This window comes from Faecalimonas sp., assembly GCA_029264305.1.
In the GTDB taxonomy this organism is placed as follows: domain Bacteria; phylum Bacillota; class Clostridia; order Lachnospirales; family Lachnospiraceae; genus Faecalimonas.
The window spans coordinates 72686-84893 of the sequence record JARICA010000019.1 but is presented as its reverse complement, the minus strand read 5'-3'; the positions used below and the strand labels follow the sequence as shown (position 1 = coordinate 84893).

Genomic DNA, 12208 nt, shown 5'->3' with positions numbered 1-12208 from the left:
CAACTTTTTTCATTTTTTTGAAATTTGTTTTTGACTTGTTGGCTCGTCTCTCGAGTGCTTGTCTATAATATCATTCTATTCTACATATGTCAACATCTTTTTTCATTTTTTTTACTTTTTTTCTTTTATATAGAAAATAGATTAGTATTGGGCTCTTTTCACAAAGCCAAACACTAATCTATTTCATATATACTTCTTTGTAAGATTTTATTTTGCAATTCTATCTTAATTTTGTGACCCAATCAAGTATCACATTTTTCTCATATAAGAACGTTAAGAGTTTGCTACTTTCTATACACCTAAATCCTTCCACTCCTATATAACTATCATATAGTAATGTAAGAGCAAGAAAAACAAGCCATGTAAAAATAATCGCTATCAGTCCTCCTACAAACATACCAGCAATGCGATTCAGTCCATTCAACACAGGTAATGCTGCAATAACATCCAACGCAAATATAATCGCTCGTATAAAAATAATAACAATAAGAAATGTGAGTAAGAACGAAATTATTTTTACAACAACCCCAGACACATATGCTCCTATATAATCAACAAAATTCTCAACGCCAAGTTGTTTATATGCTTCATTATTATTATTTTCTATCAAACCTTGTTTTACAAACTCTGGTATATCCGCTTTTTCTAAAATTTCTATTTGTTTTTGCCTAGGCAACTCTATTTTATTCAAAAATTTTTCTGATATATTTTGATCTATTCCTTCAACAGACATCATCGAGATACATTTTTTCTGTACCATTTCATCTATAGGAGTTAAAGCCACAATTGCTTTACTCGTGTAAGGCGTCAGAAAAATGACAAGCACAACACTTGCAACAGTTGTCCCAAACGACACAATAATTTTAATAAACCCTCTAATATATCCGATCACCATGCAAATAAAAAAGAGGATTCCCACTCCAATTAATAACCAATTCATACTTTCTCCTATTTTGCAAGCCTAATTTCTTCTAGACCATTTGCATTTATCATCAAGTATTTATTTACACCAAACGTAGAAATTATATTTGAAATATCATTTTCCACTTCTCCATCAAACAATCTTACCCCTGCTTTCGTAATAATTTCACATTTCTTCCCATCGAACATAAGAATCTGTCCTTTTTCCACTTTTATATTTTTATATCCATGTTCAACTGTCTCCGAAAGCAATTCTTTTCCATTTTTATCAAATAGTTTTACAAAATAATTTTTTTCTCCTTTTAACAACAAACCAATATACTCATGGTCATAAAAGATCCGTTCTATTCTATCTTTTATTTTTACTGTCGCCTTTTTTTGTGGTTTTTCCTTTTCTTCATAAATATGTAATTGATTATCCATAACAACTGCTGCCGTCTTATCATCTACGAAGAACACACTTGGTGCCACAACATTTTCATATTTTTCTTCTAACACAAGATGTTTATCTTTTTTTTCAGCAAAATTATAGTGTACTATTTTAGTTTCTACTTTTCCTTGCCGCGTAAACAAATACGATACGAGCAATGTATAGCCATCATCCGAAATCGCAATATCTAGTGGATATCCTGTAGTTGTCGGAGATACATTCTTTTCGACGAGAAGATTCCCTTTTGCATCATAACAAACAATTTTTTCAGAAGACTCTCCTTTTAATATAACACTTACGATCCCTTGATTAGAAACTTCTGCTTTTCTCATCGGAAGAGTTGTATGAATTTCTCCTATTACCCCTTGTTTTTGCAAAATCACAAGATCATTCGCTCCTTTATCAATAATTACCGCTGTTTCTTCATTCACACTAACAACCGGATTTTGCATTTGATACGAAAATTTCCACCTTGCTTTTCCTTTCTTATTCAAAAGAGAAACCCTTTCTTTTCCATATTTTAAAATATCTCCCGAAAACTCTACATAATTTTCTCCTTTTTCATGTTCAAGCATTGTTGTATGCAAAATATGAACCTTATCATACTTTCTATGAGTCAAAAAAATATATCCCACTATTCCAGCAAAAAGGACTATACACATTATAATCCCAAACCATTTTACAAATTTTTTTTTACTTTTTACCCCTTCCACTTATTCATCTCCTTTTCGCATTCGTATCTTATAATTATAACATAATTTTTCTTTAAGGTAGCAATAATTTTTGCCCAATGTATATCAAATTTCCATTTTCCAAACCATTTGTTTCGCTTATTTCTTCAATATGTTGGATATCACCATACGCTTTTTTGCTAATTTTTTCCAACGTATCTCCTTTTTCTACAATATAAATATTTTTTTCCTCTTTTTCTTTTTTCTCAATCTTTTTTTCTTGCTTTTCTTTTTTATTTGTCGTTTTCTTTTCTTCAACAGAATTAGAAATCGTTTCTATTGCTTTTTGAACCGATTTCATCCTGTCATAATTATTAATCATTGTCACCCCTATGATCAAAACAACTAATATAAGAAAAGTTACCGTTCCATATGCCCATTTATTTACTTCTTTTTTCTCTTGTTGTAGCATTTTGCTCTGCACTAAATCGCGAAAACTTTTTGCAGCCCTATCCACAACAATTTCACTGGGTGTAACGCCAATCTTTTTGCGAGAAGAAATCATGTAATTTTGCATAGATGGATTTTTTTCATAATAAATATAATGTCCATTCATCTGCATTAAATCGTTAAATTTAGGAGCAAAATACATTTCATCCTTGCAAACAGGATCTTTTAAAATAAAAATCCCTTTATTTTTCGCAAATATGTCTTGATGCACTTTCCTCAAATTTCCATTCATAGCAAAAGGAATTCCTGGTATGGCGGCAAACCAGCCTATAATTTCTCCATTTTCAAAAAATGTACGGCATACTTCGCAAGCATTTTCCCACGTTTCTTCATCGACAAAAATACCATTCTCATTTTGTCTAAGTTCTTCCATCTGTATCGCTCCATAGATATACTGATATTCTAGTTCTTCCTCTTTAACAATATCTCCTATCAAAAATGCTCCCACTGGATTTTCTGCTTCTTTTTCACAAAGTTGGTTTAAATATGTATCGACATAATCTTCTACATAAATCTTTAAAGAATCACTCACATTTCCTATTTGCCTCACATTTTTGGGAATTTTTCTTTCCATAACCTTTCACCTCATTCGCATATTTTTCTTCATACTAGCATATAGAAAATATTTATTTTATCGGAAATTGTCATCTTGTCTTTGAAAAATTTCGACTTTTATCCACAAAAAAAGACGAGATTTTTATTTTTCTCGTCTTTTCTCCCTTTTTCTTCTTTTACTACTTTCACAAGCACCGCAATATTTGTCTGTTAATGTCGTAATAAATCCTTCTTTTGTTTTCGGAAACCTAAACAAAGTTACCGGCCACATATGAGAGTATATAATATCCTTTTCTATTTTATTTAATACAAAAAATTTTTCCGCATTTTTTAAAGCAGTCTTCGGATGTGTTAATCCATGAAATTTATCTCCTGTCTTTGCCGCATGCGTATGCCAATCATACAAAAACAAATCATGTAACATAGCACCTCTAGCTGCCGACCTCGCATCTAAATGAAAAAATCTACACCATTGATAATTATAGTATGCCACATTCATACAATGTTTATAGCAATTTGTTGTTCCGTGATGTGGATACAACTTCATGCGCAACACTACTGGATGTTCTGCAATATCCTGCACACATTCATAAAAATCATATTTCCATTCTTCTCTCAACTCATATATCTTTCGAACGATTTTTTTCAGTTTCATTCTACCTCCGTTAAAAAAATACACCTCAAGCTTAAAAGCCTAAGGTGTACTTCCTTATACAAATGCTTTTACTTTTTTATAAATACTTTCTGCATCTAAACCATATTTCTTAATCAATTCCACTGCAGGACCTGACTCTCCATACACATCATTGATTCCAATTTTCATTACTTTGGCTGGTGCTTTTTCTGCAACAACATCGCAAACTGCACTTCCAAGACCACCGATAATAGAATGTTCTTCTACTGTAACAATTTTTCCTGTTTCATTCGCTGCTTTAACAATAATTTCTTCATCCAAAGGCTTGATTGTGTGAATATTAATTACTCTTACAGAAATTCCATCTTTTTCTAACTTCTCTGCTGCTTCCAGAGATTCAGAAACTGGAAGTCCAGTGGCAATAATTGTCACATCCTTACCATCTTTTAAAGTAATTCCTTTACCTAATTCAAATGTATATTCTTCTTCATTATTAATAACAGGAACTGCCAATCTACCAAAGCGAAGATACACTGGTCCTTCATATTCATATGCTGCTTTTACTGCTGCTCTTGCTTCCACATCATCCGAAGGATTAATTACAACCATTCCTGGAATTGTTCTCATTAATGCAATATCTTCATTACATTGATGTGTTGCTCCATCTTCACCTACAGAAATTCCTGCATGAGTTGCTCCAATTTTCACGTTTAATTTTGGATACCCTACAGAATTGCGGATTTGCTCAAAAGCACGTCCTGCCGCAAACATAGCAAATGAACTTGCAAAGGGAACCATTCCCGTTGTGGCAAGCCCAGCTGCGACACCTATCATATTACATTCTGCAATACCACAATCAATATGGCGTTCAGGAAAAACATTTTTAAACATCACTGTTTTTGTGGCTGCTGCTAAATCTGCATCAAGAACCACAAGATCTTCATGTTGTTTCCCTAATTCTACTAAAGCATTACCATAACTTTCTCTCGTTGCAATTTTCTTTACATCTGACATAATGCTTCACCTACTTTCTCTAAATCTGCCATAGCAATTGCATACTGTTCTTCATTCGGAGCAGCTCCGTGCCATGAAGCTTGATTTTCCATAAAGGAAACATCTTTTCCTTTGATTGTTTTAGCAACAATAGCTGTTGGCTGACCTTTTGTCTCCCTTGCCTCTTTAAACGCAGCATCAAGAGCATCAAAATCATGTCCATCTACATTAATTACATGGAAATTAAATGCTTCAAATTTCTTATCAATTGGATATGGAGAATTAACTTCTTGAATAGAACCATCAATTTGAAGATTATTATTATCCACAATAACAACTAAATTATCCAATTCATGATGTGCAGCAAGCATTGCCGCCTCCCAAACTTGTCCTTCTTGAATTTCCCCATCACCTAATAATGTATATACTCGATAGTCCTTTTTTCTCAATTTCCCTGAAATAGCCATACCTACTGCTGCTGAAATTCCCTGTCCAAGAGAACCACTGGACATATCCACTCCTGGAATATGCTTCATATCAGGGTGTCCCTGTAAATACGAACCTACTTTTCTCAATGTTTTTAAATCTTCTACCGGAAAAAATCCTTTATTTGCTAACGCCGCATAATATCCTGGTGCTGTATGTCCTTTTGATAATACAAAACGATCTCTATCATCTTTTTTTGGGTCAGCAGGGTCAATATTCATCTCTTCAAAGAATAAATATGCGTAAATGTCCGCTGCAGATAACGATCCACCTGGATGTCCAGACTTAGCATTAAATACTGCTGTTACCGCACCTTTACGAACTTCATTAGCAACTTTCATCAATTCTAATTTGTTCATTAGACTGGCCTCCTGTTTTCTTTTCTTTTCTTTCCTATTCTATCCTACTTTTCTATAAGAAGCAACTCTTATTCACTAACCTTATAATTCTGTCCGTCCTTCCAACGCTCTAAGCAAGGTTACTTCATCAATATATTCTAAATCTCCTCCAACTGGAACTCCACTTGCAATTCTACTCACCTTAATCCCTGTAGGTTTAATCAACTTACTAATATACATTGCTGTTGTTTCACCTTCAAGACTAGAATTCGTTGCAATAATCACTTCATTTACATCTCCTTGCAAACGCTCCATAAGTTCTTTTAATTTAATATCGCCTGGTCCTATTCCAAGCATCGGAGAAATCGCCCCGTGAAGAACATGGTAGACTCCACGATATTTTCCCGTTTTCTCATAAGCAACTAAATCTCTTGTAGTTTCTACTACCATAATAGTTTTTTCATCACGAGCAGCATCACTACAAATAGGACAAACTTCCTTATCTGTTAACGTATAACACTTCGAACAATAACGGACATTATTTCTTGCTTCTACCATAGCAGTTGCCATTTGTTGCACTTGCTCTTTCGGCATATGAATAATATGGAACGCCAAACGTTGTGCTGATTTTGCTCCTATTCCCGGAAGACTAGAAAGTTCCTCTATCAATTTACTTATTTGACTACTATAATAATCCATTTTGATATCCCCTAAATTAGAATGGCATTCCAGGCATTCCTCCGCCTAATCCGCCTGTAAGTTTTGCCATTGCAGACGAAGATTCTTCATCAACTTTGCGGAGAGCTTCATTTGTTGCTGCCATAATCAAATCTTCTAACATTTCAATATCATCTGGATCAACCACTTCTTCTTGTAATTTCACTTTCGTAACTGTTCTTGTTCCTGATACAGTTACTTCTACAGCTCCGCCTCCAGCAGTTGCCGTAAATTCTTTTGATTCCATTTCTTTTGCTTGCTCTTCCATTTGACGTTGCATTTTCTGAGCCTGTTTCATTAAATTCGCCATATTTCCAGGCATTCCTCCTGGAAATCCTCCACGTTTTGCCATTTTAAATTCCTCCTTAATCTTCTATTGTAATGTTCATATGCACTACTTGTTCTATATCCACAAAACTTTCCTCAAATTTGCGTCCATTTTCTATTTGACGCACTTCTATTGTAATCGCTTTGCCGATTTTGTTTTCAATCACTTCCGCCAATTCTTGCTTATGCTGTTGTTGGTTAATAAAGTCTGCCGATAATTCATCTGGTAAAACAATAAGTAGCTTATCTTCCCCGCCAAGACTTAATCTTGCATTCTTCAAATATCCTTTTAAAAGTCCTGAAGTTTCATTTATAATTGAACGAAAATTTTTTACAACTTCTTTTATATCCTCTGGTATCGCCTTTTCCAATGTCGGTTTAGGTATTGGTTCTTTTGGAATTTCAGTCACTTCTCTAACAATCTGTATTTCCCCTGCTTGTTCCACCTTTTCCTCCACAGCTCGAATTCGATCAAGTAATGTATCTGAATGTATTTCCATAGCAGGTTTACACAGTTTAATCAAAGTTACTTCTAATAAAATTCTCTTTTGCATCGCATATTTCATCTGATTAGATAAATCTGAAAAAATTCGAATATACCGAAGAAGTGTATCCACTTCTATCATCTCCGCTTCTTCTTTTAACTGTTGCAGATTTTCTGTGGAAACATCTAATACTTCTTCCATATTATCCGAAGTTTTTGCCAAAAGTAAATTTCTCAAATACCAAGTAAAATCATTCACCATTTGCGTCAATTCACGCCCTTGCATAACAAGGTCTTCTACACTTTTCAAAACTGCTAGAACGTCTCGTTTTAATATCTGTCGAAGCAGATTGCTAAATACATCTGTATCTACTGCTCCTAATACTTCTAGCACATGATCATAAGTTAATTTCTGACCAAGGTAAAAAGCAATACATTGGTCCAAAAGACTCAGTGCATCTCGCATAGAACCGTCTGCTATTTTCGCTATATAACGAATAGCTTTTTCCTCCACATCAACTTTTTCTTCTATCATCAACTCATTTAATCTGTTAGCAATTGTATCAATACCAATTCTTTTAAAATCATATCGTTGGCATCTCGATAAAATGGTTATTGGAATTTTATGTGCCTCTGTAGTTGCCAAAATAAAAATAACATATTCCGGTGGTTCTTCTAAAGTCTTTAACAACGCATTGAACGCTCCTATAGAAAGCATATGCACCTCATCTATAATATAAACCTTATATTTCCCTTCTGCAGGTCTATATGCAACTTCTTCACGTATTTCACGGATATTATCTACACCATTATTAGATGCTGCGTCAATTTCGATTACATTCATTGATGTCCCTGTAGAAATAGCACGACACATTTCACATTCTCCACATGGACTTCCATCTACTGTATGTTCGCAATTAACTGCCTTAGCAAAAATTTTAGCTATTGTTGTCTTACCTGTTCCCCTTGTTCCACAAAAAAGATAGGCATGACCAATACGGTCTGCTTTTATCTGATTTTTCAAAGTTGTCACAATATGATCTTGTCCTTTGACATCATCAAATTCACTTGGACGAAATTTACGATATAATGCTGTGTATGACATATATCTTCCCTCCTTCTGTGCTGACATAAAACTTGTCTGATTGACACTTCATTATAGCACGAATACTAGAACACAAACAAGATTTTTAATTTGCATTTTACACGTGCCATCAGTCAAAAAATGTTTTATAATAGAATAGAATGAAAAGAAGGAGGATTTGATATGGAAAGAAATGACATTTGTTGGTGTGGCAGTGGTAAAAAATACAAGAAATGCCATATGTTTATTGATGAAAAAATTGCTTTACTTGAAGAACAGGGGCATATCGTGCCAACCCGCGATATATTAAAAACTCCCGCACAAATTGAAGGTATTCGAAAAAGTGCCGAACTAAATACTGCAATATTAGATCACGTTGCAAAACATATTCACGCTGGAATGAGCACTGCCGAAATTGATAAACTTGTATATAACTATACAACCGAACACGGTGGTATCCCTGCCCCTCTTGGCTATGACGGATTTCCGAAAAGTGTTTGCACATCTTTAAATAATGAAATTTGCCACGGAATTCCTGATGAAAATATCATTCTTGAAGATGGCGATATCATCAATGTGGATGTATCTACTATTTTAAACGGATACTTTTCTGACGCTTCAAGAATGTTTTCTATTGGGGAACCATCACAACGAGCAAAAAAAATTGTTCAAATTACAGAGGAGTGTGTAGAAAGAGGTCTTGCAGCAGCAAAACCATGGGGGCATTTGGGAGATATCGCAGATGCAATTAATTCCTATGCAAAAGAAAACGGATATTCTGTCGTAGAAGATATTGGTGGACATGGAATTGGACTTGAATTCCACGAGGATCCTTTTGTAAGCTACGTCATACCAAAAGGAAGTGATATGGTACTTGTTCCTGGTATGATCTTTACCATTGAACCAATGATAAACGAAGGAAGTCCAGATTTCTTTGTTGACGAGGATAATGGTTGGACAGTTTACACGGAAGATGACGGTCTGTCCGCACAGATTGAATATATGGTATTGATTACTGAAAACGGCGCCGAGGTGCTGACGAAATAAAATTGTGGGGCGTATCATTTGATACGCCCCACAGTCTATAATAAGAATATTTATAATAATTTTCCAGTCTTTATTATCAACGCTACCTGCAAAATCCACCCAACAAACAATGCAAGAAATGAAATAAACGTTGAAATTTTCCTGTTTTCTTTCCACTCACGAAACTCATTAATTATTATCTTTGGTAAGAGAATTAGAAGAAGAATATTAATCGCTATCCAATTACGGACTATACCAATTCCAATAACAATATAGATTATAACATCAATGATATAAGGTAAATATTTTTTTACATTTTTCATAACAATCCACCTCGCTTCTGTATGAAACTTTTGCTTTAATAAGGGACAACTTTCACTCCACTAAGTCCCCTAGTTTTGTCAGCGCATTTCCTTTTAATATATCTCCAACTTTACCAGTACCAGCCAATTGGGCATTTGTGATTTTAATTTTAACCGTTTTTGTTTCGCCTACTGTATGTACTCCCATTGCCACAAAACCATCCACTGCTAATGCAGACGAACAAAAGGAAAAACATAAGGCAAAAACCAATAAATCATAGTAACATCTCTTTTCATTTTACCGTTTTATAAAGTTAGACTTATTTTATATGGTCACCCCAGTAATTGCAAGAAAATACTTGTGATGAATTGTATTTTCAAAAAACAATCCATATTTTATTTTTATTCCATGAACAAATACTCATTTTCCCTTAAGAAGTGTTTTAATTCATCTGATAATAGACAAAATTTAAGGGCATACCAAAATTGATACGCCCATTTTCACTAAAAATATTTCTCAAATTTTTTATATGTTTCTTTTGGAATCTGATACAGTTCGTCATCTATTTTCACTTTATCCGAATTATAAAAATACAGTGTCTTTAACATGATTTTTTTCCGCCTCAAACTGTATCTCCATATGATAAATCGAACCCTTAATGCTATCATTGTCCACTTTCTTATATGATATATTTTTCAACTCCTTACTCTACAAAACATATCGCTTAGTTGGTTATAGTATAGCATATTCTCTATTTTTACGTAGCAAAAAAGCGGGTGATGGGAATCGAACCCACGTATCTAGCTTGGAAGGCTAGTGTTCTACCATTGAACTACACCCGCATAATTTCTATTCAACTATGCCCAGAGCCGGAATCGAACCAGCGACACGAGGATTTTCAGTCCTCTGCTCTACCGACTGAGCTATCTGGGCTTGTGTCTTTTACTATTTATCCCTGACACGTTTAATATCATATCAGATACATTACATATTGTCAAGCACTTTTTATATATTTTCTTGAAATTCAAGAAATCAAAAAATTTCTGTTTCATTTTGTAAAGCACCAAGAAATCAAACTAGCTCTACATCAATGGCTGGGATTTCAAAGAATCACCTACCGTTGACGTAGAGCTATAAAATTATCATACTTTTTATGCCATTAATTCATCTGCTGCTTTTTCCATACTTCTTATATTATCTTCATTCATCACAGATTTAATTGTCACTACAGTATCACAAATTTCCACAGCTTTCATTCCTTCAAGAACCGCTTTCATTTGTCTTGCAGCCGTTGGTGCCCATGAACCATTTTCTATAAGCGCCACTTTACGTTTTTGATAATTTTTCGCTTTTAAATGCGCCAAAAAATCTTCCATACATGGGAACACCCCATTATCATATGTCGCTGATGCCACAACTAACTTATCATATCTAAAGGCATCTTCAATCGCCTCAGACATATCATCCCTAGACAAATCCATTACCTGGACTTTCGAAACACCTTTTTCACACAAAATTTCTGCCATTTTTTTTGCAGCCGTTGCAGTATTTCCATGGATAGAGGCATAAACTACTAAAACGCCTTCATCTTCCGGATCATAACTACTCCATGTATTATATTTATCAATATAATACGCTAAATTTTCTTTCAATACTGGTCCATGAAGAGGGCAAATCATTTCAACATCTAATTTCGCCACTTTTTTCAAAAGATTCTGTACTTGCACACCATATTTCCCTACAATATTAAAATAATAGCGTCTTGCTTCACAAGTCCATTTATCTTCTACATCTAGCGCTCCGAATTTTCCAAATCCATCTGCCGAAAAGAGAATTTTTTCCGACTGTTCATAAGTAACCATCACTTCTGGCCAATGTACCATTGGAGCCATAAAAAACTGTAATGTATGACTGCCAATATTTAAAGTATCTCCTTCTTTTACAACAACTTTTCTTCCTTCTAAGTTTACAGTAAAAAACTGCGAAATCATATTAAATGTTTTCATATTTCCAACAACTTGCATATTTGGATATTTCTCAATTAATCTCTGTATATTTGCTGCATGATCCGGTTCCATATGAGATACAACCAAATAATCTACCAGTCTTCCATCCAAAACATTTTCTAAATTAGCAAGCCACTCTTCTGTCGCCCTTGCATCCACCGTATCCATAACAGTTACCTTTTCATCAAGAATGACATATGAGTTATAGGAAACTCCATTTGGAATCACATACTGACTTTCAAATAAATCTAATGTTTTATCATTCGCACCAATATATTTAATTGTATCTGTGATTTTAATTTCTTTCATCTCTCTCTCCTCAAGTATCTTCTCTTCTACTTTTCATTCTATACTACATCTTACTCTTGGTACATTATACCTCAGTTTTTTACAATTTCCTAGTCTGTTTCTCCAAAAATGCACTTTTGCATATCTATATATCTATCTAAAGAAAGAGAGAAATCTTTGCTCTCAAAGATTCCTCTCCCATACCTTTTCACTGCCGCAGACCGGAATCGAACCGGTACGGGAGTATAAGTCCCGCAGGATTTTAAGTCCTGTGCGTCTGCCTGTTCCGCCACTGCGGCATATATAAATAATAATTTTGAGTGGATGGAGAAGGATTCGAACCTTCGAAGGCGGTGCCAACAGATTTACAGTCTGCCCCCTTTGGCCACTCGGGAATCCATCCATATGTCTCAACAATAATTATTTATACCATAT

12 protein-coding genes, 4 tRNA genes and 1 pseudogene are annotated in these 12208 nt (G+C 34.4%); 1 reads left to right on the top strand and 16 read right to left on the bottom strand.

The genetic code is table 11. The features are described 5' to 3' along the window. Positions 1-220: 220 nt before the first annotated feature. From ACY2U7_RS06730 to dnaX, 9 genes and pseudogenes are all read right to left on the bottom strand, one after another. Positions 221-940, bottom strand: coding sequence for a CvpA family protein (locus tag ACY2U7_RS06730; protein ID WP_461812597.1), 720 nt, complete (start codon positions 938-940; stop codon positions 221-223). 8 nt (positions 941-948) lie between these two features. Continuing rightward, positions 949-2064 carry a DUF5711 family protein gene (locus ACY2U7_RS06725; RefSeq protein WP_461812596.1) on the bottom strand — a complete coding sequence of 372 codons (1116 nt, stop codon included), beginning with the start codon at positions 2062-2064 and terminating at the stop codon, positions 949-951. A 52-nt stretch (positions 2065-2116) separates the two neighbouring features. Next, positions 2117-3106, bottom strand: a complete 990-nt coding sequence (locus tag ACY2U7_RS06720; RefSeq protein WP_461816097.1) for a LysM peptidoglycan-binding domain-containing protein — start codon at positions 3104-3106, stop codon at positions 2117-2119. A gap of 123 nt (positions 3107-3229) precedes the next feature. Continuing rightward, positions 3230-3742, bottom strand: a complete 513-nt coding sequence (locus ACY2U7_RS06715; RefSeq protein ID WP_461812594.1) for an HD domain-containing protein — start codon at positions 3740-3742, stop codon at positions 3230-3232. A 54-nt stretch (positions 3743-3796) separates the two neighbouring features. After that, positions 3797-4735: a transketolase family protein gene (locus ACY2U7_RS06710; protein ID WP_461812593.1), complete on the bottom strand. Its 939-nt coding sequence runs from the start codon at positions 4733-4735 to the stop codon at positions 3797-3799. Then, positions 4723-5571 (bottom strand): annotated as a pseudogene (locus tag ACY2U7_RS06705) (transketolase); the annotation flags it as partial. The pseudogene ACY2U7_RS06705 and the gene ACY2U7_RS06710, both read right to left, overlap by 13 nt. 69 nt (positions 5572-5640) lie before the next feature. Then, entirely contained in the window at positions 5641-6237 is a 597-nt protein-coding gene (gene recR, locus ACY2U7_RS06700; RefSeq protein WP_461812592.1) for a recombination mediator RecR, read from the bottom strand. A 16-nt stretch (positions 6238-6253) separates the two neighbouring features. Further along, positions 6254-6607, bottom strand: a complete 354-nt coding sequence (locus tag ACY2U7_RS06695) for a YbaB/EbfC family nucleoid-associated protein (protein WP_461812591.1) — start codon at positions 6605-6607, stop codon at positions 6254-6256. Positions 6608-6620: 13 nt separating this feature from the next. Next, the gene (gene dnaX, locus ACY2U7_RS06690) at positions 6621-8171 is read right to left on the bottom strand and encodes a DNA polymerase III subunit gamma/tau (protein ID WP_461816096.1); all 1551 of its coding nucleotides are present in this window, start codon (positions 8169-8171) and stop codon (positions 6621-6623) included. Positions 8172-8333: 162 nt separating this feature from the next. On the opposite strand from dnaX, the gene ACY2U7_RS06685 reads away from it, so the two are divergent. After that, on the top strand, positions 8334-9197 hold the full coding sequence (locus ACY2U7_RS06685; RefSeq protein ID WP_461812589.1) for a methionyl aminopeptidase: 864 nt from the start codon (positions 8334-8336) through the stop codon (positions 9195-9197). A gap of 50 nt (positions 9198-9247) precedes the next feature. On the opposite strand, the gene ACY2U7_RS06680 is transcribed toward ACY2U7_RS06685, so the two are convergent. From ACY2U7_RS06680 to ACY2U7_RS06650, 7 genes are all read right to left on the bottom strand, one after another. Beyond that, positions 9248-9499 (bottom strand): hypothetical protein, encoded by a 252-nt coding sequence (locus ACY2U7_RS06680; protein ID WP_461812588.1) that lies wholly within the window; start codon positions 9497-9499, stop codon positions 9248-9250. Positions 9500-9551: 52 nt separating this feature from the next. Then, positions 9552-9692, bottom strand: a complete 141-nt coding sequence (locus ACY2U7_RS06675) for a hypothetical protein (RefSeq protein ID WP_461812587.1) — start codon at positions 9690-9692, stop codon at positions 9552-9554. Positions 9693-10250: 558 nt separating this feature from the next. Next, positions 10251-10321 (bottom strand) — tRNA-Gly (locus ACY2U7_RS06670). An 18-nt stretch (positions 10322-10339) separates the two neighbouring features. Beyond that, positions 10340-10412: transfer RNA gene (locus ACY2U7_RS06665), tRNA-Phe, on the bottom strand. Positions 10413-10630: 218 nt separating this feature from the next. Next, entirely contained in the window at positions 10631-11794 is a 1164-nt protein-coding gene (locus ACY2U7_RS06660) for an FprA family A-type flavoprotein (protein WP_461812586.1), read from the bottom strand. Between the two features lie 191 nt (positions 11795-11985). Next, a tRNA-Leu gene (locus tag ACY2U7_RS06655) sits at positions 11986-12072 on the bottom strand. 22 nt (positions 12073-12094) lie between these two features. Further along, a tRNA-Tyr gene (locus ACY2U7_RS06650) sits at positions 12095-12176 on the bottom strand. Between the last annotated feature and the right edge of the window lie 32 nt (positions 12177-12208).